Source organism: Bowmanella yangjiangensis, from assembly GCF_017255015.1.
In the GTDB taxonomy this organism is placed as follows: Bacteria; Pseudomonadota; Gammaproteobacteria; order Enterobacterales; family Alteromonadaceae; genus Bowmanella; species Bowmanella yangjiangensis.
The window spans coordinates 1-350 of sequence record NZ_JAFKCS010000764.1 but is presented as its reverse complement, the minus strand read 5'-3'; the positions used below and the strand labels follow the sequence as shown (position 1 = coordinate 350).

The following is a 350-nucleotide window of genomic DNA, read 5'->3' as shown; positions in this document are numbered from 1 at the left end:
ATCAACGCCCTGTGGCTGGAAACCACTCAGGACCTCGACACCGAGAGCGAGCATGAGTGAACTGGCCCTAAGCGAGCGCGCGCCACTGCGCGCGCTCTCCTGGCTGCTGGCGGTGCCCATGGCGCTGGTGCTGCTGATCCACCCCGGCGCCATGCTCGACAGCCAGGGAGGCTACAGCCATTCGCTGCTGATGCTGGTGATGTGGGGCGTGTCCTGCGCCTTCATCCACGGCGTCGGCTTCACGCCGCGCCTGCGGCTCTGGCGCACGCTGTTCTCGCCCTGGCTGGGCTGGGGGCTGTGCGGGCTGGGCTATGCCCTGCTGGGCCTGGCACAAGCGACCTGAAGGCAAA

At 68.0% G+C, this 350-nt stretch carries 1 protein-coding gene; it reads left to right on the top strand.

Annotated elements, in window-relative coordinates; all coding sequences use genetic code 11:
• Window positions 1-52 precede the first annotated feature (52 nt).
• A complete protein-coding gene (locus J0A65_RS26595) occupies window positions 53-343 on the top strand; it encodes a cyd operon YbgE family protein (RefSeq protein ID WP_037051816.1) in 291 nt (96 codons plus the stop codon).
• Window positions 344-350 lie beyond the last annotated feature (7 nt).

Bases quoted from the DNA above. Each gene is read 5' to 3' on its own strand.
- J0A65_RS26595 (WP_037051816.1), top strand. From the start codon at position 53: ATGAGTGAACTGGCCCTAAGCGAGCGCGCGCCACTGCGCGCGCTCTCC.